A 21,248-nucleotide genomic window follows, 5' to 3' on the forward strand; every position below is an offset into this window, starting at 1 on the left:
ATGAGCGAAGTCATAGTTATAACTTCAGGCAAAGGTGGAGTTGGAAAAACAACAACGGTAGCTAACTTAGGTACAGCACTTAGTTTAGAAAATAAAAGAACTGTTGTAGTAGACGCAGATATAGGACTTAGAAATTTAGATGTGGTTATGGGTCTAGAAAACAGAATAGTATATGACATGGTAGATGTAGTTGAGGGAACGTGCAAGTTAAAGCAAGCATTGATAAAAGATAAAAGATTCGAAAATCTATACTTATTACCAGCAGCACAAACAAGAGATAAAAATGCAGTATCTGTAGAACAAATGTCTGAGCTTTGTGAAAAATTAAAAGAAAGTTTTGATTATATAATAATAGATTGTCCTGCAGGAATAGAACAAGGATTCAGAAATGCCATAGCAGGAGCAAATAGAGCTATTGTTGTTACAAATCCTGAAGTTTCTGCTGTTAGGGATGCAGACAGAATAATTGGGTTATTAGAAGCTAATGAAATCAGTGACATTAGGCTGATAATTAACAGAATAAGACAAGATATGGTTAAACGTGGGGATATGATGGACAAGCAAGATATAGTTGAAATATTGGCTATAGACTTGATTGGTATAGTACCTGACGATGAAAGTATAATTATATCAACAAACAAAGGGGAACCAGCAATACTTGATACTAAATCAAATGCAGGTAAAGCATATAGAAACGTTGCACAAAGAATATTAGGAAATAATGTTCCAATTATGGAAATGGAACAAGAAACTAACTTCTTTGGAAAAATCAAAAAAATGTTTGGCGTAGCTAAATAGAATAGGGGGATATTCATGTTTGATCTTTTTAAGGCTTTTTCAAGCGAAAATAAGACTAGCAAAAACGTAGCAAAAGAAAGGTTAAAATTAGTTCTTGTACATGACAGGGTAGATTGTTCTCCACAACTTTTAAATATGATTAAAGATGACATATTAAAAGTTATATCTAACTACGCTGATATAGAAGAAGACGGTTTAGAGATAAAAATGTCTAAAACTAGAAGTGATAATGGAGACAGAGCAGTATCTGCCTTAGTTGCAAATATACCACTTAAGAATTTAAAAGACAAAAAAATATAAATTAGTCTTAATAAAGGGGGGATATACATAAGGTATATTCCCTATTTAGTTCATGACATTTTAATATGAATTTCTATACCAGAAAGACGGTGATGAATTGGTTAAGTATAAAAATAGTTTAAAGTTATTGAAACAGTTAGATTGGAAGTTAATAGCCACACTTTTAGTAATTTTTACTTTTGGTATTGTTATTCTAAGCAGTGCTACTCATGCAAATCAAACTGGAAATTATTCTAGACTAATAAAACAAACTGTAGCTTTTGTTTTAGGTTTAGGGGTGATTTTGTTCATACTGATTTTTGATTACAATTTTTTAGGGCAATATTACAAGGAGTTGTATGTTGTAAGTGTTGTATTATTAGCAATTGTTCTAATACCTGGAGTAGGAGCTATTAGAGGAGGAGCTAGATCGACATTATCCTTTGGTCCACTTGATTTACAAACAGCGGAAGTGGTTAAATTTACCTTTATATTAAGTTATGCAAAGATAGTAGAGATCAAAAAGGGAAAAATGGACAATGTAAAAGATATTGTAAGATTATTAATGTATGCAGCACCTATAATTGGTTTATTAATTGCACAACCAGACTTAGGTACAGCTATAGTATTTTGTTGCATAATTGCAGGAATAATATTTACAGCAGGAATTGACTACAAAATATTAAGAAAAGCAATGATAGTTGGAGTTGTAGCTCTGCCTATTGTTTATCTATGTATAGATCCATATCAACAAGACAGAATAACGGGATTTTTGCATCCAGAAGACACCAGCATACAAGGAAACTATCAAGTTATGCAGTCTAATATAGCTATAGGTTCAGGTGGATTTACTGGAAAGGGTCTTTTTAAAGGGACACAAAACCAAGAAGACTTCTTACCTATACAAGATAGTGACTTTATATTTGCAGTTGTTGGAGAAGAATTAGGTGTAATAGGAATGGTAGTCTTAATAAGCTTATATGCTTATTTCTTATATAGAATGTTAAGAATTTCAGTTGAATCCAAGGATGAATACGGAGCATTGATAGCTGTTGGTGTAGCTTCCATGTTTGCATACCAAATTATCCAAAATATAGGTATGACTGTATCTTTAATACCAGTAACAGGTGTAACACTTCCATTCATAAGTTATGGAGGAAGTTCTGTTTTAACATCTATGGCAAGTTTAGGTTTAATATTAAATGTTTGTATGAGAAGAAAGAAAATAAACTTCTAGAGAAAGTAGGGGTGCAAGGGAAATATGAAAATGAATATAGCATTAGTAGCACACGATGAGATGAAAAATACTATGGTAGGTTTTTGTATTGCCTATGAGAACATATTAAAAAAATATGGTATTTATGCAACAGGAACTACAGGTAAAAGAATAATGGATGAAACGAACTTAAAAATAAATAGGTTAGCATCTGGACCTCTTGGAGGAGATCAACAAATTGGTTCACTAATTGTTAATCAAGATATTGATTTGGTTATATTTTTGAGAGATCCACTAACTTCTCAGGCTCATGAACCAGATATACAAGCATTGATTAGGCTTTGTGATGTATATTATGTGCCGGTGGCAACAAACTTAGCTAGTGCAGAAATTTTTATTAAAGCATTGGATAGGGGAGAGTTCTCTTTTAGAGAAGTAAGAAAAACTACAAGTCAAAGAGTTTAAAATAAAAGGTTAATGTGAAGAATTGATTTTCAGCACATTAACCTTTTTAATTTTTTTATTTAATATAACTAGCAAATTCTACACCGTAATCTAAACATTCTTTGAATGTATCATCACATGGGAAGAATTTCTTTTTAAGAGCTGGTTGAGGAACCTTAAATGACATAGCTTTGAATATATTCTCTGCCATAGAGATACCTTCACCACTCCAGCCATAAGAACCAAATACACCTGCAATTGTTCCTTTGTTAGCCATTGGGTCTATTGCTGAGAATAAATCCCACATAGGTTTAACCATTGTTCTATTAATTGTTGGAGAACCGACTAAAACTACTTTTGCATTTAATACAGCAGTATGAATTTCTTCTAAAGATAATTTTTCTAAGTCAAATAATTTAACCTTAACACCTTGAGATAGAGCACCTTCTTGTATTTTTTTAGCCATTTCAAAAGTATTAGCATAAGCTGATAAGTAGAATATAGCCATTTCGCCTTGGTTAGTTTCTTCTAAAGCTTCTTTTGACCATTCTACATATCTAGTAACTTGCTCCATTGGTTTTTCAGAAAGAATAGGACCATGAGAAGTTAATATTGTGTCAAAGTCTAATCCTAATTCAACAACTTTGTTTACAGCGTCTAAAACATATTTTGCATAAGGTCTAACTATGCAATCATAATATAATTTTGCTGAATCTAAATATCCTTCACCATGTATAGCTTTTGCATCATAATGAGAATAGTGGCATCCAAAAGCATCACAAGTTAATAAAATTTTGTCTTCAGGAACATAAGTAAACATTGTATCTGCCCAATGTAAGAAAGGAGCTTGAATAAATTCAAGATTTCTTTTACCTATGTTTAATTTGTCACCAGTTTTAATAGTAGTACAATTAAATGGTCTATTAACTTGGTCGCTTAAGTATAATTTAGCTGCATTAGTACATACAACTTCTATGTTAGGATTTATATCCAATATATACTTTAAACAACCAGAGTGGTCTGGCTCAGTGTGGTGAACAACCACACAATCAATATCTTTAATATCTACTACTTCTTGTAAATTACTTAAAAATTCATCTTTAAAACAATCTTTTACAGTATCAAATAAAACAACTTTTTCATCTTTTATTAAGTAAGAATTATAAGTTGTTCCATATTTTGTTTCCATTATAATATCAAATATTTCTAAATCCTTATCTACTACGCCAGTGTAAAATATATCTGGCTTAATTTCAAAAACATTGCTCATTGCAAACCTCCTAAATATAAAAAATCATAGCACAAATTGTATATACCCAATCTGATTCAAAATAAAACTAAAAATATGATTAAGATTATTATCTTAGTTATTTGTTATTTTTACTCAATAAATAAGAAAAAACTAAAATAGTATAAATAATCTTACTAAATAAATTATATTATTATAAAGAACATTTTACAAATTAATATTTATAATAGATAAAGTTGTTGAAAAACAAGTATAATGAATAATAATAACGCGATAATATAAGTAATGAGTTAATATTTGGATTTTTAAAGTAAAAATTTTTGATACCGAATATTTTATAGTGTATAATAAAATTTATGTTAATTACAATTAGTTTATCGGAGGTTTCAATATTAGATGGATAAAGCAGAATTTAGAAAAATTTTAAAAAAAGTAGAAAAACCAGCTAGATATTTAGGAAATGAAATAAATTCTATACATAAAGATACTAGCAAAGAAGGTTTAATAAGATACGCACAGTGTTTCCCAGACTTATACGAAGTAGGAATGAGTCACTTAGGAAGTCAAATCTTATATAGAGTATTAAATAGCGATGAAAATGTTTATTGTGAAAGAGTTTATTCTCCAGCAGTAGATATGGAAGAAATATTAAGAGAAAAGAATATACCTCTATTTGCAATAGAATCAAGAGAACCTATAACAAATTTTGACTTTGTTACATTTACCCTTCAATATGAACTTTCTTATACAAATATATTAAACATATTAGACTTAGCTAATATAGAGATATTTGCCAAAGATAGAAAGTTAGATGATCCATTCATAATGGTTGGAGGACCTTGTGCTTACAACTCAGAGCCTTTAGCAGACTTTGTGGACATAGTAATACTTGGAGAAGGCGAAGAGGTTAATTTAGAAGTACTAAATGAGTACAAAGAGTGGAAGAAAAACAAAACAACTAGAGAAGACTTCTTAATGAGAGCATCTAAAATAGAAGGTGTTTACATACCAAGTTTTTATGATGTTACATATAATGAAGATAAAACAGTAAAAGAAACATTACCAAATAGAGAAGGAGTCCCTACTAATCCAAGAAAAAGAATAATAAAAAACATGGATGAAGTTCCATATCCAGAAGCTTTAATAGTTCCATATATAGAAACTGTTCACGAAAGAGTAGTTTTAGAGCTATTTAGAGGATGTACAAGAGGATGTAGATTCTGTCAAGCTGGTATGATTTATAGACCGATAAGAGAAAAAAGTATAGATACGCTAAAAACATCTTTAGACAAACTAATAAAAAGTACAGGATATGATGAAATATCTCTATCTTCACTTTCAACTAGTGATTATTCTAAACTAAGTGAACTTACAGATGTTTTAATAGATGAATACGCAAGCAAAAACATAGGTATATCATTACCATCACTTAGACTAGATAACTTTACAATGGAAATTGCGGAGAAAATACAACAAGTTAGAAAATCAGGACTTACATTTGCACCAGAAGCAGGAACCCAAAGAATGAGAGATGTTATAAATAAAGGTGTAAGTGAAGAGGATTTAAAAAATGCTACTACAAAAGCTTTTGAAATGGGATGGCATAGTGTAAAACTTTACTTCATGATTGGTCTTCCAACAGAAAGATACGAAGATTTAGATGGAATAAAAGATTTAGCATACAATGTAATAGATACTTATAGAGAAGTACACGGCGGAAAATTATCTAGAAAGTTTGGAGTAACAGTAAGTACATCAACATTTGTACCAAAACCATTTACTCCATTCCAATGGCATCCACAAGATACAGGAGATGTAGTTAGAGAAAAACAACAATACTTAGTTAAAGCTCTAAAAAATAGAGATATAAGATATAACTATCATGATTCAAAAACTAGCTTAATGGAAGCTGTTGTATCTAGAGGAGATAGAAGAATAGGTAAAGTCATTTACGATGCATTTAAAGCTGGAGCTAAATTTGATGGATGGTCAGAATACTTTAACTTAGATATATGGACTGAGGCTATGGAAAAAAACGGACTGGACGTAAGCTGGTATGCTCATAGAGAAAGAAGTTACGATGAAGTATTTGCATGGGACCACATAGATGTAGGTGTATCCAAAAAATTCTTGATGAGAGAAAATGACAAATCAAAAGAAGATGCAGTAACACCAGACTGTAGACATAAATGTAATGGTTGTGGAATAAATATAACGGACTTAGGAAGGGGGCTATGTTAATTATGAGTAAGTTAATTAGAGCTAAATACAAAAAAGAAAATGATATGATATTTATATCTCATCTTGACTTACAAAGACTTTTACAAAGGGCATTTAGAAGAGCAGAAATAAACTTATCTTATTCTCAAGGATTTAACCCTCACCCAAAGATGAGTTATGCTAATGCTTTAGCACTAGGAACAGAAAGTCAAGGAGAGTATGTAGATATAGAAATAGAAGATTATATATCGGTTGAAGACTTTTTACAAAGAATAAATGAAGAATTACCAATAGGTGTGGAGTTTATAAAAGCAGAAGAAATAACTCCACAAACTCCAGCTCTTGCACAAGAAATAGTTTATGGAGAATATTTATTTAATATAGATTTAGAAACTCCTTTAAGCAAAGAGCTTGTAAAAACTAGAGTACTTGAGTTTATAACAAGTAAATCAATAATGATAAGTAAGAAAAATAAAAAAGGTAAAATAGTGGAAGTTGATATAAGACCAATGATTAAAACTTTTGACTTAGTTGCGTTAGATGATAGTAGAGCTACTTTTGAAGCTATTATAGCTACAGGATCTAAAGCTAACTTAAATACTAATATATTTGTACCGATCTTACTTGAAATATTAGGGATACAGATGGATCCAAAAGAAGTTGAAATAATAAGAAGAGACCTTTATAAGATAGTAGATGGAGAATTAGTAACTCCATTATAGTGAGGATAATAATGAAAAAAATAATAATTGAAACTTTAGTATCATCAGAGAAAACTGCCATAGTTGAAGATGATAAACTTGTAGAATTATTAATTGATGAAAATGAAAATAATAAATTAGTATCTAACATATATAGAGGAATAGTCAAAAATGTAAAAGCAGGCCTAGAGGCCTGCTTTGTAGATATAGGCATGGAAAAGCTAGCTTATCTTCCTCTTAAGAAGGATTCAGACATAAAATCTGGAATGGATATTATGGTTCAAATTAATAAAGACGCAGTAGGTACAAAAGGTCCTAAATTAAACTTAGAAGTTAGTTTATCAGGTCGTTACTTAGTTTATATACCAAGCAATGATAGGATAACCATATCTAATAGATTGCAAGATGAACAAGAAAGATTTAGACTTAAAAAAATTATAAAAAAACTTGTTGGAAAAGACTGTGGAATTATAATTAGGACAGAAGCTAATGGATGTAGTGAAGAAGAATTAGAAAAAGATTTTTCTGACTTAAAGGAAAAGTATGATTTAATTTGCAAAGAATTTAAGTTAGGCATAGGGCCTAAGCTTTTATATAAAGAGCTAGATGCATCTACAAAATACATAAAAGACAATGTAAATGACTACACTAGCGAAATAGTTGTAAATGATAATAATAAATATGAAGAGATAAAAAGTATTTTAAAAAGTATTAATAAAGATTATTTAAACAAACTAAAGATAATTGATAATGTAGATATTTTTGATTTATATAAAGTTCAAAGTCAAGTAGACAAAGCTCTGAACAAAAAAGTATGGCTAAAAAGCGGTGGTTATCTAATTATAGAAAAAACAGAAGCTTTAACTGTTATAGATGTTAATACAGGAAAATTCACTGGAAATTCAAGCAGAGAAGATACAGTATATAAGACTAATGAAGAAGCATGTATAGAAATTGCAAGGCAGTTAAAACTTAGAGATATAGGCGGAATAATCATAGTTGATTTTATAGATATGATTAAAAAGAAAAATAAGGAAAATTTACTAAAAATCTTAAATCATGAGATGCAAAAAGATAAAAGAAAATCTGAAGTATTAGGACTTACAAGACTAGGACTAGTAGAAGTTGCGAGAAGAAGAGAAAAAAAATCAATAAATGAATATTATTTAGAAGAATGTAGTACATGTAATGGAGATTCTTCAACAAAATCAATAAACTATATTATGGATGATTTGGAAAAAGAAATAAATAGAATAAAACATCACACATGCTATAATCATATTATTGTTGAATTTAACCCCATAGCACTTAGTAAAATTAAAGTTAATTACATGGGCCTAATTAATAAAATAAGTGAAAAATATGAAATGAACATTTTGTTAGAAGAAAATAAAGATATATCCTATGAAAAATATAAAATTATTTTTGTAAGCTAGTTGACATTTTGTTCAATAAGTAGTATTATTTATAACTGTAATGCCGCACAGAAAAGGTTCAAACTTTCCTTTGGAAATACCTTGATGGCGAGTTCTTAGACCGAGGAGGTGTATATTAATGTACGCTATAGTTAAAACAGGTGGAAAGCAATACAAAGTTGCTGAAGGTGATGTATTATTCGTTGAAAAGTTAGAAGCGCAAGCTGGTGAAGAAATAACTTTAAACGAAGTATTAGCTTGTACTAATGCAGAAGGAGAACTTAAAGTTGGAGCTCCAGTTGTAGAAGGTGTTTCTGTTACTGCTAAAGTAGTAGAGCAAGGAAAAGCTAAGAAAATAGTAGTTTACAAGTATAAAGCTAAAAAAGACTACAGAAGAAAACAAGGTCATCGTCAACCATACACTAAGATAGTTGTTGAAAAAATAAACGCTTAGTAGTAGGTTAACAAAATGATAAAGATAAAATATCATTATACAGACGAATTTAGACGTAAAGGTTTTACAATAAAAGGACATGCTGATTTTGCTCCAATAGGACAAGATATTGTTTGTTCAGCTGTGACTTCTAATGCTATTGGTGTTATCAATTCATTAGATACATTAGCAAAAGTAAAATTCGATTCTGTAATAGGCCAAGAAGGTTTTATTGAATGTCTAGTTCACGAAGAAAGTTTAAATGAAAAAACTGATTTATTACTAGAACATTTTGAGTTAACAATGAAATCAATCCAAAAGGATTATCGAAACAATATAAAAATCTTAAAAAAGTAGGGGGTGACTCCAAATGTTAAACATGAACTTACAATTATTAGCATCTAAAAAAGGGGTAGGATCATCTAAAAACGGTAGAGATTCTATAGCTAAAAGATTAGGTGTAAAAAGATATGACGGACAAATAGTTACTGCTGGTAGTATAATAGTAAGACAAAGAGGTACTAAAATACATCCAGGAACTAATGTAGGTAAAGGTGGAGATGACACTTTATTCGCATTAATAGACGGTACTGTAAAATTCGAAAGAAAAGACAAAAAAAGAAAAAAAGTAAGTATATATCCAGTACAAGTTGCTGAATAATAAAGGGAGAGGAGTGTATTTACACTCCTTTTCTTTTTAAATAATGAGAATTTGAATAAAATGCAAATTCCAATAGGAGGTGCCACTTTTGTTTATAGATAAGGCAAGGATATTTGTCAAAGCTGGAAATGGTGGAAACGGTGCAGTATCATTTAGAAGAGAAAAATATGTTCCTGCAGGTGGACCAGATGGTGGAGACGGAGGAAGAGGCGCTAGTGTTATATTCGAAGTTGATAACGACTTAAGAACACTAATGGACTTTAAATACCAAAGAAAATACGTAGCCACTCCAGGTGGAGATGGAAGTAAAAAAAGACAAGCTGGTAAAAATGGTGAAGATTTAGTGCTAAAGGTACCAGCTGGAACAATAGTCAGAGATGAAGCTACAAATAAAATAATAGCTGACTTAAAAAAAGAAGGAGATAAAGCTGTTGTTGCAAGAGGTGGTAGAGGCGGAAAAGGAAACCACAATTTTGCAAACGCAGTAAGACAAGCTCCAAACTTTGCAAAATCAGGAACTGATGGTGAAGAAAAATGGGTTATATTAGAGCTTAAAATGATAGCTGATGTAGGACTATTAGGATTTCCTAACGTAGGTAAATCTACATTCTTATCAGTTGTTACTGCAGCTAAACCAAAGATAGCAAACTATCACTTCACAACTTTAACACCGAATCTTGGTGTGGTACAAACAAAATTTGGCGATAGCTTTGTTTTAGCTGACATACCAGGACTTATAGAAGGTGCAGCTGAAGGAATTGGTCTTGGCCATGACTTCTTAAGACACGTTGAAAGAACTAAAGTATTAATACATATAGTTGATATTTCAGGACTAGAAGGTAGAAATGCTTTAGAAGACTTTGATAGTATAAACGGTGAACTTAAATTATACAATGAAAAACTAGCTACAAGACCTCAGGTTGTAGTAGCTAATAAAATAGATATTCTTGAAGATGAATCAGTTTATGAAGAGTTTAAGACAACTTTAGAAGAAAGAGGATACAAAGTATTCAAAATGTCTGCAGCAACAAGAGAAGGTATAGATGATGTAATAACTTATGTTTCTCAAGTGTTGAAAGATGCTGAAGAAATAGAACTTGTATCAGAAGAAGAACTATATGTTCCTGGATTAGACTCTGAAGAAGAAGAAGCTTTACAAGTAGAAATAGAAAATGGAGTATATGTTGTTACAGGTAAGGCACTTAGAAGAATTATGTACTCTGTTAACTTTGAAGATATGGAATCTATTCAATTCTTCCAAAAATCTATGGAAAGTCAAGGTGTATTTGACAAACTTAGAGAAATGGGTATTGAAGATGGAGATACAGTTAAGATATACGAAATAGAATTTGAATTCTATGACTAAAATTTAATACAAAAGAGGTGACAATATGTTAAACGGAAGACAAAGAGCGTATTTAAGATCTTTAGCAAATACTCTTAAGCCTATAACTCAAATAGGAAAAGACGGTGTAACTGAAGGCTTTTTAGAACAATTAGATGTAATGCTAGATTCAAAAGAATTAGTTAAAGTAACTATATTAGAAACTGCTGGTATAGATACGAAAGAAGCAGCTAATGCTATATGTAAAGCATTAAGAGCGGAATTTGTTCAAGCTATAGGTTTTAAATTTACATTATACAGAAAAAATGTAGAAGAACCAAAAATATTATTCCCAGGTCAAAAAGCTTCAGTTAAAAAAGTAGCAGAAGAAGGTATGACTAAAAAAGGAAAACCAACTAAAAGATCTCAAAGAAGATAATGATATATAATTTACGATAAAATAAGTGTCATAATTATATAAAAAGAAGCTATTATTAAGTGACTAAGCTAGTCATTTATAATGGCTTTTTTTATTTCTAATTGATTGATTTGAGAAAGGTAAATTTTAATTTTTATATAAAGTATGTTATACTGTAAAATGATATTTGGATTTATAACTCATAAATAAATTAAAACATAAAATATGAAAGGAAATTAAAATATGAAAAAAATAGCTAAATTATTAATCTTAATAGTATGTTTAACAACAGTAAGCATATTTTTTATAGGTTGTAGTAAAAAGGATAATTATCCTGAAGAAATAAACTTTTTTAACTACGGCGAAAACATAGATGATGAAACAGTAAAAGAATTTGAGAGAAAATACGACATAAGAGTTAATATTGAAACTTTTGATGATATGGAAGCTATGTATTCAAAGGTTAAAAGTGGTGCAGGGAAATATGATGTTATTTTAGTGTCAGATGCTTTAATGCCAAGAATGATAGACCAAAAGCTTATACAGCAAATAAATAAAGATAATATAACTAATATCTCTCAAATGGACAAAGAATACCTAGATTTAGAAATAGATCCAGGTAATAAATATTCAGTACCTTATATGTTTGGAACAGTAGGACTTATTTATAATAAAGATGTGGTGAAAGAAGAAGTAAAAAGTTGGGATATATTATGGAATGAAAAATATAAAGACAAAATATTTATGTTTGATACATATAGAGACACAATAGGTGTAGCATTAAAGAAATTAGGGTACTCTTTAAATTCAACTAATCCAAAGGAAATAAAAGAAGCAAAAGAATTACTATTAGAACAAAGAAAATTGGTTAAACCATTGTATGGTGTAGATAACGGAACAACAATGATTCCAGCAGGAGAGACAGATATAAACATGATATGGTCTGGGGAAGGATTAAACTTACAAGATGAATATCCTAATTTGGTTTATGTAGTGCCTGAAGAAGGAGCAAACTTCTGGATTGATAGTTTATGTATACCTAAAAATGCTAAAAATGTGGAAGGTGCTGAACAATTTATAAACTTTGTAAGTGATAAGAAAAGTGCTCTTAGAATAGCTGATGAAATAGGATACACAACTCCTAACAAAGAAGCAAGAGAAGAACAACCAGATAATGTGAAAAATAACCCAAATGCATATATGCCTACAGAAATAATGAATAGATGTGAAATTTACAAAGATTTCCCATTAGACGTTAAAAAAATGTATGATAAAGCATGGATTGCAATAAAATCAGATGAACAATAAAAATAGAGGTAGATAAGTCTACCTCTATTTTTGTGCAATTAAAAGTTTGATATATTAATCTTTTATAATAAGAATATATTAAAATACAATATTAAATTATTGAAAATCGATATGGTATCTGCTATTATTATGTTATAAAAAGGAGTGATGATAGATGTTTAAAAATTCAATGAAAACAAAAGGGGTATTAAGTACTACATTGATAATATTATTTTTCGTATTAGGTATAATTCTTATCATAGGGGTAATTTTAGGCATTCCTTATATTATTAATAATATTGGTGATAGAACTAAGATATTAAATGCTATAGGAGGATTTATTATAGGGATTACATACTTTATAATGGTAGCTCTTTTATCAGATATAGTAAGTAGTTCTAGAGTTAACATATTTGTGAAATCAAATGTATATAAGTTTAGGAAGATAGGATATTTACTACTTATAAATTTAGTTATACATTATGCTATTGGTACCATTTATGGTGTAAGTGGTATGAGATTTGTAGATTTGGCTCCAGGAGTTTTTATAACACCAGGAATATGTGTGTATTTTATATCAGGGTTATTATGTTTTGTTATAGCAGATGCTTTTGATCAAGCTATAACAATAAAAGAGGAAAATGAATTTACTGTATAGGAGATTATTATGACTATTATAGTTAACTTAGACGTGATGATGGCAAAGAGGAAAATGTCTCTAAAAGATTTGGCTGAAAAAATAGAGATAACTAATGCCAATTTATCTATACTCAAAAATAACAGAGCTAAGGCTGTTAGGTTTACAACTCTAAACGAAATATGTAAAGTTTTAGATTGTCAGCCAGGAGATATACTTGAGTATATAGAAGACAAGGAAGAATAATTAGGGGGAAAATTTATGAGGTGGAGAATATTAATAATATCTCTATTAACATGTCTAATTACAGCTGGATGTTCAAAGACTAGTACTTTAACTTTAGAAGAAAAAGTGGCTGATTTTGAACAATTATATAATGAGGTTAAAGAGGGATATCCTTATTTAGAAGTTAATAAAAGGTTATACAAAGAGGATTGGCTAGAAAATAAAGAAGAATTTAAAAAGAGAATTGAAAAAACATCATCTGATGAAGATTTTGCTAATGAGTTAAATTCTATAATGAGAGAATTGCATAATGGCCACACAGAAGTGATAACGGATTCTTCATACTTTAATATGTTAAAAGATGTCTATGAGCCTTTAAAATGGTATGATTTTTTTGATCATAAAGATTTAAGCCACTTATATAATGATAAAGAAAAAAGTAATGTATATGGAATGGGAAGTGGAAAAAACATAGAACTTAAAGACTTAGTTGAAGATAAAGTGGGATATATTTATATACCTCAAATGAATTCAGCAAGTGGAAGTATTGAGGATGATATGAAAAAAATTGCTTCCTATATAAATGAAATAAAAGGTTATCAATCTCTTATTATTGATATAAGGGGAAATATGGGGGGGAATGACCAATACTGGATAGACTTAGTATCTAATATTTCTGATAAAAATTATAAATGTAGGGGATATCGTTTATTTAGAAATTCTTCAAATGTTATACGAAGCTACACAAAGGCGAGAAACGTAAAACTTAATGATATTGATGAATTACCTATGCTAAGTAATGCACCCAAAGAAGCTACTGATATGTTTACACATTTTGAATATAATGAAGAAATTGTAGAAGGAAAATCAAAATCACCTTTTAAAGGAAAAATATATTTATTAGTAGATAGTGATGTATTTTCTGGAGCTGAGTCCTTTGCTATATTTTGCAAAGAACAAAAATTTGCTACTATAATAGGATCTGAAACTGGTGGAGATGGATATGTGTATGATCCAGTGCTTTTCAAACTAAATAATAGTGGTCTTATAGTTAGAATGTCATCTACAATGTATTTGACAGAAAGTGGTATATGTGACGAAGAGAAAAAAGTTACACCAGATATAGTAGTGAATAATACTATAAGGTATGGTATACAAAAAATAGACCCTTGTATAAATAAGGTATTGGAACTTGAAAATATTAAATAAAAATAGTGCTCGTTATATTGAGCACTATTTTTAATCTTCGTAATTTAAGGATAAAGACAATCTATCTTCTCCAACTATAGTATTTGGGAAAATCCTTGTGGCATTTTCTAAATATTCATGAGGATCTTCTAAAGAAGGACTAAAATGAGTTAAAAGTAGTTGTTTAACTTTTCCTAAGGATGCTAGATTAGCAGCTTCTGTAAAGGTCATATGTTTATTTTTTACAGCTTTAGAGATATCCATATCATCTCCATACATGGCCTCGCAGACAAATAAATCACTATCATTAATAAAGTCAGGAATAGTAAGTAAAAATCGTGTATCAGTTACAAAGCTAACTTTAATACCTTTTCTTTCATCCCCAAAAACCATATCAGAAGTATACATTTTCCCGTCATAAAAAACAGAATCACATTTTTGTAGTCTGCTCCACAAATGTTTAGGAACATTATTTGATTTTGCCTTTTTTGCGTTAAACTTGGGAGATCTTTTAAAATACAAGCTATAACCTAAGCATTCAGTGGAGTGATCCAGCTCTAGTGTAAATATTTCCAAGTCTTTAAAAGTAGGGTGATCTTCTAAGGTGAAACTTTTATCTGGGTTTTCTATTATTATTAATTTATAAGGCAAATATTCCACAAGGACTTTTATAGCCTTCATAGTTTCTATAATTCCTTTAGGTCCAACAATAGTTAAGTCTTCTGTTTTACCGCTATTACCCATAGTGGACAAAAGACCAATAAGACCTATTATATGGTCACCGTGGAGATGAGTTATTAAAATCAAATCTACATCTTTGAAACCACAATTTTTCATTCTCATAGATACTTGAGTACCTTCACCACAGTCTATTAAAATTTTTTTCCCTTTATAATTAATAAATAAAGAAGAAAGGTTTCTATTAGGCATGGGCACGTTACCGCCACATCCTAGCAAAACTAAATCTATCATATGAATTCTCCTTATGTATAATTTATTTTAAAATAACAATCACTAATTATAATTATAGTTTTAACAAAATATTTTATTAAATATCTTTTATTTAAAAAAGAGATTATTAAATAATCTCTTCTTTATCTATCTTCTTTGTATAATTGTTTAATATTGTAAATTGATAATAGTACACAAAGTATGGCTATAGCAGTTTTCATATTACCTCCTAAAGTATAATATATACTTACATCTTAATAATCATCATTGTAATCACTTTTAAAAATCTTATTTAATACGCTTTTAATTATATCATAATTAAAGCCCTTATAAGCAAGGTGATTTGCAACTTTAGCATAAGCTTTTTTAGGGTCTTCATTTTTTACTCGTGCATATCTTTTTTCAGCCAAATAAAGAGCATTTTCAAACTCTGCATCTACATCAATTTCAGATATAGCCTCATCGATGGCTGATTTCTCAATTCCTTTATTATAAAGATTTTGTTTTATTTTATTTTTACCATATTTATTTAGATTAACATTTGTAGTAACAATTTTAGAAGCTAATTCGTTATCGTTGATAAAATTGTACTTTTTTAAAAAATCAAGAACTTCGTCTATAACGTCTTCTTCAAAATCACTTACTAATTTTTCTCTAATTTTCTTCTCAGATTGGTTAGCCTTTGATAAAATATTTAAAGCTTTGTTTTTGCCTTTTAAAAACATTTCATCTTTTAAAATTTGTCTAAGATGATCTTCTTCTATGTTGTCACCTTTTTTTAAGTTGAAAGTAAATACTAACTCTTTATAAATAGCCATGAAAAATTCTTCATCAACATAAATATTTACTCTGTCTTGGTTTTTCTTTTGAACCTCAATTTTTGTTATTACAGACATATTTTGTCTCCTTTGAATTAAATTTATTGCTTAAAGTTAAATAAATGTTAAAAATCACTTGTTATATAATTGAAATTATTATATATATTAATAGTGAACAAATTTTTGCAATTAAAGTATAAATATAGATAATTTAGTTAATAAAAATATATATTTATGATTATATACTAAAAAAAGGGTTTTTATATAATAAACTTAATTGTTATAGAAAAAAGGGAGTAAAAAGGAGAATAATAATGAGGATTGAAGATATAGTTATTGAATCTATATTGAAAAATAATGATAAGATGGCAAAATTTAGGGACAGTGCTCATAATTTAAGAATAGGAATATTAGGCGGAACATTTGACCCTATACATTATGCTCATCTAGCAACGGTGGAGTTTATAAGAGGCAAATATAATTTAGACAAAGTTATTTTCATACCTTCTGGTAATCCTCCTCATAAATTTTGGAATATAACTGATAAAAAAGATCGTTATGAAATGGTAGTACTGGCTACTGTAAAAAATGAAAATTTTGTAGTTTCTGATATGGAAATTAAGAAAGATGGAAAGACTTATACTATAGATACTTTGAGGGAGTTAAAAAAGACTTATCCAACTTGTGAACTATTTTTTATTACAGGAGCAGATGCCATATGTGATATAGAAGCATGGAAAGATGTTGCTGAAAATTTCAAATTAGCCACATTTGTAGCAGCAACAAGACCAGGTATAAGTCTGCTTAGAGCTCAAGACTATATAGAAAAATTAGAAAATAAATATAATGCAAAAATTATAAATGTATACGTACCTTCTTTAGATATATCATCCACATATATTAGAGATCAACTGAATTTAGGGAAGTCAGTTAGGTACCTAATACCTGAAAATGTGGAATCATATATAAAGGAAAAGGGTTTATACAATTTTGGAGTTGAGTAAATGGATATAAAACAAATAGAAAAAACACTAAAAGGGATGTTACCTGAAAGAAGATTAAAACATTCTTTAAATGTATCAAAATGTGCAGTAAAGCTAAGTGAAATATATAAGTGTGACAAAGAAAAAGCGGAGATTGCTGGACTTGTTCATGATTGTGCTAAATATTTTACAGATGAACAAATTGAAGATAGCATAAAAAGATTTAATGTAGAACTAGATCCTTTGGAAGTAAACAATATAGCCCTATCTCATAGCGTTATAGGTTCTTATGTAGCAGTAGATATATTTAGTATTAAGGATGAAGAAATTATAAATGCAATAAAATATCATACTACAGGAAAGGAAAATATGTCTCTTTTAGAAAAAATAATATATATGGCTGACTTAATAGAAGAAGATAGAAACTTTCCAAGAGTAGAAGAGTTGAGAGAACTAACCTATAGTGGTAAGTTAGAAGAAGCATTACTTTTATCCTTCAATAATACTATAAAATTTGTAATAGATAACAACCAGTTAATACACCCAAGAACTATAAAAGCTAGAAATTATATCTTAGAAGAGTTGATTATAGGTACTTTTAACTAGAATAATTATATTTATGGAAAATAGTATTGTCAGATTGTATAATAATAGGCGCAAATTTTTAAATTTGTATATATAATAGTAATAATACAAATATTTATGATATAATAACTAGGTAGCTTTAAAATTGAAAGGAGACGGAATATGACTAACATGACTGTTGAACAAATGACAAAGATTGTTTACGATGCAATTGATGATAAATTAGGTCAAGATATATCAATAATAAATATAGGGAAAGTATCTTCTCTATGTGATTATTTTGTTATAGCAACTGCTGGTTCTACAAGACAAGTTAAAGCAATAGCAGATAATGTACAAGATGCGTTAACAGAGCACGGAATAGAACCAAGATCAAAAGAGGGATATGAAACTCAAAATTGGATATTACTTGATTATGGTGATGTAATGGTTCACGTATTTGATGAAGAAAATAGAGGATTCTATAACTTAGAAAAACTATGGAAAGATGCTCCATACGTGGATGTTGACACTTTAGCATAAAGATGTTAATATTATAGAAAAATAAAGATTGAAATCAAATAAGTTAGAGTAGTAGAAAACTTTGTTTATTTCAGAGAGCTGATATTTGGTGTGAATCAGCATAAACTATTTTTGAACTTGCTAACATTGAATTATTTGGCCGTAGTTGGCATAAAAACTGTCTAAGAGAGTTTACTTTTGTAAACTAATTAGGGTGGTACCGCGAAAATATATCCTCGTCCCTAAACGTAAAGTTTAGGACGGGGATTTTTTTAATACTATTAAGAAATTTTAGAATTTCTTAATTTGGATAAAATAATACTTATGGAAATTATTACAGAGAATACTTAGGAGGTAAATCATGAGCGTTTACAATTTTAAAAAGATTGAAGACAAATGGCAAAAAACATGGACAGAGAATAATCAATATAAAACTGACACAACAGATTCTTCAAAACCAAATTATTATGCTTTAGAGATGTTCCCTTACCCATCAGGAAACATACATATGGGGCATGTTAGAAACTACTCTATAGGTGACGTAGTTGCTAGATTCAAGAAAATGGAAGGATACAATGTACTTCATCCAATGGGATGGGATTCATTTGGTTTACCAGCTGAAAATGCAGCTATAAAACATGGAGTACATCCACATAAATGGACTATGGCAAACATAGAAGATATGAAAGGCCAATTAAAATTATTAGGATTAAGTTATGACTGGGAAAGAGAAGTAGCTACTTCTACTCCAGAATATTATAGATTTACACAAGAAATATTCTTGAAATTCTTAGAGGCAGGTCTTGCTTATAAGAAAAAATCTTTTGTTAATTGGTGTCCATCTTGTGAGACAGTTCTTGCTAATGAGCAAGTTGTTGGAGGTCTTTGCGATAGATGTGATAGCGTAGTTGTTAAAAAAGATTTAGAACAATGGTATTTCAAAACTACTGCATTTGCTGAGGAATTACTAAATGACTTAGACACTTTAGATGGATGGCCAGAAAAAGTTAAAACAATGCAAAGAAACTGGATTGGAAAATCTAATGGTGCTGAATTAGTATTTGATATAGACGGAACTGACAAATCTATGACAGTATACACTACTAGACCAGATACTACGTATGGCGTTACTTTCATGGTTTTAGCTCCGGAAAGTGAACTTGTTCAAGAATTAGTTGTAGGAACTGAATATGAAGCCGACGTTAATGCTTTTATAGCAAAAATGCACACTAAGACAGAAATAGAAAGAACTGCTTCTGATGTAGAAAAAGAAGGTATGTTTATTGGTAAATATGTTATAAACCCAGTAAATAACAAGAAAATACCAGTTTGGATAGCAAACTATGTATTAGCTGACTATGGTACTGGTGCTATAATGGCAGTTCCAGCTCATGATGATAGAGATAAAGAGTTTGCTGAAAAATTTGGTTTAGATATAATACCTGTTATAGATGAAGACAATAAAATGATAAACTCAGAAGAATTCAATGGAATGAACGCTTCAGATGCATTTGAAGGTATAGTTGAAAAACTTGCTAAAGATAATAGAGGAAAGAAGACTACTAACTACAGACTTAGAGACTGGTTATTATCTAGACAAAGATACTGGGGATGCCCAATACCAGTTGTTTACTGTGATGACTGTGGAATAGTACCTGTAGATAAAAAAGATTTACCAGTATTACTTCCTACAGATGTTGAATTCACAGGAAAAGGAGAATCTCCACTTACTACTTCTCAAGCATTCAAAACAACTCCTTGTCCACACTGTGGAAAAGAAGCGAGAAGAGAAGTTGATACTATGGATACATTTGTTGATTCATCTTGGTACTTCTTAAGATATATAGATCCTAAAAATACTGAGGAACCATTCAGTAAAGAATTAGTAAACAAATGGATGCCAGTAGATCAATATATAGGTGGAGTAGAGCATGCTATAATGCATTTACTTTACGCTAGATTCTTTGTTAAAGCATTCAAATCAATGGGAATGTTAGACTTTGATGAACCATTCAAAAACTTACTTACTCAAGGTATGGTTTTAATGGATGGAAGTAAAATGAGTAAATCTAAAGGTAATACTGTATCACCTATAGAAATAATCAACAAATATGGAGCAGATACAGCTAGATTATTTGTATTATTCGCAGCTCCACCAGAAAGAGACTTAGACTGGTCAGAACAAGGTGTTGAAGGATGCTTCAGATTCTTAAACAGAGTTTACAGATTAGTTGATGAATTGGCTGAAGTTGCTAAATCAAATGCAGAGGTTAAAGCTGTAACTAAAGAAGATAAAGCTATGAGACTTGTAATACATTCAACACTTAAAAAAGTTACTGCTGATTTAAGTGAAAAATTCGGATTTAATACTGCTATAGCCGCATTAATGGAATTAATAAATGAAATGTACAAATACAAAGAATTAGATACTAGAAATGATGGAATAATCAGAGAAGGTATCGAAACAATAGTAACTATACTTGCACCGTTTACTCCTCACGTTGGGGAAGAATTATGGACTATAATAGGTAAAGACGGTAGTGTATTTGATATAAACTGGCCTAAATACGACGAAAAAGCTTTAGTTCAAGATGAAGTAGAAGTAATAGTTCAAGTTAATGGTAAATTAAGAGACAAAGTATCTATGGATGCTAATATAGCTAGAGAAGATATGGAAAAAGTAGCTTTGGAAAGCGAAAAAGTTAAAGCCGCAATAGAAGGAAAAAACATAGTAAAAGTTATTGCTGTTCCTAAAAAATTAATAAATATAGTTGTTAAATAGAATCTGCTTTAAATATATAAAGTAAAAATAAAAAAAAGGTCTAAAAATAAATACTTAGACCTTTTTTTGTTTATTAAATAAAAAGAATTATAAAAAATCATATGTACAATTCTTTTTATGAGTAGTATAATAA

At 29.6% G+C, this 21,248-nt stretch carries 23 protein-coding genes and 1 other annotated feature; of the genes, 20 read left to right on the top strand and 3 right to left on the bottom strand.

The window, feature by feature from the left end; all coding sequences use genetic code 11:
* The 4 genes from minD to mgsA all read left to right on the top strand — a co-directional run bounded on the left by minD (position 1) and on the right by mgsA (position 2,758).
* Positions 1-798 (top strand): septum site-determining protein MinD, encoded by a 798-nt coding sequence (gene minD / locus JW646_RS12845; protein WP_074914753.1) that lies wholly within the window; start codon positions 1-3, stop codon positions 796-798.
* A gap of 15 nt (positions 799-813) precedes the next feature.
* Positions 814-1,098, top strand: coding sequence for a cell division topological specificity factor MinE (gene minE / locus JW646_RS12850; RefSeq protein WP_018591537.1), 285 nt, complete (start codon positions 814-816; stop codon positions 1,096-1,098).
* Between the two features lie 97 nt (positions 1,099-1,195).
* Entirely contained in the window at positions 1,196-2,314 is a 1,119-nt protein-coding gene (gene rodA, locus JW646_RS12855; protein ID WP_074914755.1) for a rod shape-determining protein RodA, read from the top strand.
* 30 nt (positions 2,315-2,344) lie between these two features.
* Positions 2,345-2,758: a methylglyoxal synthase gene (gene mgsA, locus JW646_RS12860; RefSeq protein WP_074918960.1), complete on the top strand. Its 414-nt coding sequence runs from the start codon at positions 2,345-2,347 to the stop codon at positions 2,756-2,758.
* A gap of 55 nt (positions 2,759-2,813) precedes the next feature.
* Here mgsA and JW646_RS12865 read toward each other — a convergent pair whose 3' ends face one another.
* A complete protein-coding gene (locus JW646_RS12865) occupies positions 2,814-4,007 on the bottom strand; it encodes an FprA family A-type flavoprotein (protein WP_074914757.1) in 1,194 nt (397 codons plus the stop codon).
* A 375-nt stretch (positions 4,008-4,382) separates the two neighbouring features.
* Between JW646_RS12865 and JW646_RS12870 the strand changes: the two genes are divergently transcribed.
* The 12 genes from JW646_RS12870 (at position 4,383) to JW646_RS12925 (ending at position 14,516) form a co-directional block, all read left to right on the top strand.
* Positions 4,383-6,227, top strand: coding sequence for a TIGR03960 family B12-binding radical SAM protein (locus JW646_RS12870; protein WP_228415383.1), 1,845 nt, complete (start codon positions 4,383-4,385; stop codon positions 6,225-6,227).
* Positions 6,228-6,229: 2 nt separating this feature from the next.
* Positions 6,230-6,928 (top strand): TIGR03936 family radical SAM-associated protein, encoded by a 699-nt coding sequence (locus JW646_RS12875; protein ID WP_228415384.1) that lies wholly within the window; start codon positions 6,230-6,232, stop codon positions 6,926-6,928.
* Between the two features lie 11 nt (positions 6,929-6,939).
* Positions 6,940-8,343, top strand: a complete 1,404-nt coding sequence (locus JW646_RS12880; protein ID WP_228415385.1) for an Rne/Rng family ribonuclease — start codon at positions 6,940-6,942, stop codon at positions 8,341-8,343.
* Between the two features lie 118 nt (positions 8,344-8,461).
* Positions 8,462-8,776 (top strand): 50S ribosomal protein L21, encoded by a 315-nt coding sequence (gene rplU, locus JW646_RS12885; RefSeq protein WP_228415386.1) that lies wholly within the window; start codon positions 8,462-8,464, stop codon positions 8,774-8,776.
* 15 nt (positions 8,777-8,791) lie between these two features.
* Positions 8,792-9,112, top strand: a complete 321-nt coding sequence (locus JW646_RS12890; RefSeq protein ID WP_018591529.1) for a ribosomal-processing cysteine protease Prp — start codon at positions 8,792-8,794, stop codon at positions 9,110-9,112.
* A 13-nt stretch (positions 9,113-9,125) separates the two neighbouring features.
* Positions 9,126-9,416: a 50S ribosomal protein L27 gene (rpmA, locus tag JW646_RS12895; RefSeq protein ID WP_018591528.1), complete on the top strand. Its 291-nt coding sequence runs from the start codon at positions 9,126-9,128 to the stop codon at positions 9,414-9,416.
* 88 nt (positions 9,417-9,504) lie between these two features.
* Positions 9,505-10,782: a GTPase ObgE gene (obgE, locus tag JW646_RS12900; RefSeq protein ID WP_228415387.1), complete on the top strand. Its 1,278-nt coding sequence runs from the start codon at positions 9,505-9,507 to the stop codon at positions 10,780-10,782.
* Positions 10,783-10,807: 25 nt separating this feature from the next.
* A complete protein-coding gene (locus JW646_RS12905; protein WP_074914769.1) occupies positions 10,808-11,179 on the top strand; it encodes a YhbY family RNA-binding protein in 372 nt (123 codons plus the stop codon).
* A 222-nt stretch (positions 11,180-11,401) separates the two neighbouring features.
* Positions 11,402-12,466, top strand: a complete 1,065-nt coding sequence (locus tag JW646_RS12910; protein WP_074914770.1) for an ABC transporter substrate-binding protein — start codon at positions 11,402-11,404, stop codon at positions 12,464-12,466.
* A gap of 154 nt (positions 12,467-12,620) precedes the next feature.
* Entirely contained in the window at positions 12,621-13,103 is a 483-nt protein-coding gene (locus JW646_RS12915) for a DUF2975 domain-containing protein (protein ID WP_228415388.1), read from the top strand.
* A 9-nt stretch (positions 13,104-13,112) separates the two neighbouring features.
* Positions 13,113-13,328, top strand: coding sequence for a helix-turn-helix domain-containing protein (locus tag JW646_RS12920; RefSeq protein ID WP_074914774.1), 216 nt, complete (start codon positions 13,113-13,115; stop codon positions 13,326-13,328).
* Positions 13,329-13,343: 15 nt separating this feature from the next.
* Positions 13,344-14,516 (top strand): S41 family peptidase, encoded by a 1,173-nt coding sequence (locus JW646_RS12925; RefSeq protein ID WP_228415389.1) that lies wholly within the window; start codon positions 13,344-13,346, stop codon positions 14,514-14,516.
* Positions 14,517-14,546: 30 nt separating this feature from the next.
* Here JW646_RS12925 and JW646_RS12930 read toward each other — a convergent pair whose 3' ends face one another.
* Together JW646_RS12930 and recX are read right to left on the bottom strand one after the other, a co-directional pair.
* The gene (locus JW646_RS12930) at positions 14,547-15,467 is read right to left on the bottom strand and encodes a ribonuclease Z (protein WP_228415390.1); all 921 of its coding nucleotides are present in this window, start codon (positions 15,465-15,467) and stop codon (positions 14,547-14,549) included.
* 233 nt (positions 15,468-15,700) lie between these two features.
* Positions 15,701-16,342 (bottom strand): recombination regulator RecX, encoded by a 642-nt coding sequence (gene recX / locus JW646_RS12935; RefSeq protein WP_074914780.1) that lies wholly within the window; start codon positions 16,340-16,342, stop codon positions 15,701-15,703.
* Between the two features lie 236 nt (positions 16,343-16,578).
* On the opposite strand from recX, the gene nadD reads away from it, so the two are divergent.
* The 4 genes from nadD (at position 16,579) to leuS (ending at position 21,115) form a co-directional block, all read left to right on the top strand.
* Entirely contained in the window at positions 16,579-17,268 is a 690-nt protein-coding gene (gene nadD / locus JW646_RS12940; RefSeq protein WP_139216727.1) for a nicotinate-nucleotide adenylyltransferase, read from the top strand.
* Positions 17,269-17,853: a bis(5'-nucleosyl)-tetraphosphatase (symmetrical) YqeK gene (gene yqeK / locus JW646_RS12945; RefSeq protein WP_074914782.1), complete on the top strand. Its 585-nt coding sequence runs from the start codon at positions 17,269-17,271 to the stop codon at positions 17,851-17,853. It abuts the gene before it with no gap.
* A gap of 150 nt (positions 17,854-18,003) precedes the next feature.
* Positions 18,004-18,354 (top strand): ribosome silencing factor, encoded by a 351-nt coding sequence (rsfS, locus tag JW646_RS12950; RefSeq protein ID WP_026255137.1) that lies wholly within the window; start codon positions 18,004-18,006, stop codon positions 18,352-18,354.
* A 29-nt stretch (positions 18,355-18,383) separates the two neighbouring features.
* Positions 18,384-18,580: a binding site (T-box leader), on the top strand.
* 114 nt (positions 18,581-18,694) lie between these two features.
* A complete protein-coding gene (gene leuS / locus JW646_RS12955; protein ID WP_228415391.1) occupies positions 18,695-21,115 on the top strand; it encodes a leucine--tRNA ligase in 2,421 nt (806 codons plus the stop codon).
* The last annotated feature ends 133 nt before the right edge of the window (positions 21,116-21,248 follow it).

The organism is Terrisporobacter hibernicus (assembly GCF_020809405.1).
Taxonomy (GTDB): Bacteria; Bacillota; Clostridia; order Peptostreptococcales; family Peptostreptococcaceae; genus Terrisporobacter; species Terrisporobacter petrolearius.